At 59.9% G+C, this 653-nt stretch carries 1 protein-coding gene; it reads left to right on the top strand.

Translation table 11 applies throughout. From position 1 onward, the window contains the following. The coding region (cobM, locus tag MoGM_RS02345; protein ID WP_104368603.1) for a precorrin-4 C(11)-methyltransferase at window positions 1-653 on the top strand (653 nt) is incomplete at both ends.

Below are 653 nucleotides of genomic sequence, written 5' to 3' on the forward strand. Positions count from 1 at the left end.
GCTTGCATCGGCCGGTGGACGGCTTATAATGCCGAAAACCAAAGGCGGTGACTGGACGGTTGCCGCCGCGATAGCCGGTGATTACATACGTGAGGGCCACATAGAGATTGTGGGCGCAGGACCGGGCGATCCCGATCTGGTGTCGGTGCGTGGCCGGCGGATGCTCGAACGGGCCGATCTGATACTCTATGCGGGTAGTCTCGTGCCGCGTTCGGTTACCGACTGTGCCAAACCGGGAGCCACGGTGCGCAGCTCGGCGTCGCTGGCGCTCGAAGAGCAGATAGCAATCATGAAGGAATATTACGACCGTGGAAAGTTCGTTGTGCGCCTGCATACCGGCGACCCGTGCCTGTATGGAGCCATACAGGAGCAGATGAACCACTTTGACCGACACGGGATGCGCTACCATATCACTCCAGGCATCTCCGCTTTTCAGGCGGCGGCGGCCGAACTGCGTTCCCAGTTCACCATACCCCGCAAGACACAGACAATAATCCTGACCCGCGGTGAGGGACGGACGCCGATGCCCGATACCGAGAAACTGCATCTGCTGGCACGCTCCCGCTCCACGATGTGCATCTACCTGAGTGCCGATATAGTGGAGAATGTGCAGGAAGAGTTGCTCCGTGAGTATCCTGCCGACACACCGGTGG

Origin of the sequence: Prevotella sp. MGM1 (assembly GCF_002933775.1) — a bacterium.
In the GTDB taxonomy this organism is placed as follows: domain Bacteria; phylum Bacteroidota; class Bacteroidia; order Bacteroidales; family Bacteroidaceae; genus Prevotella.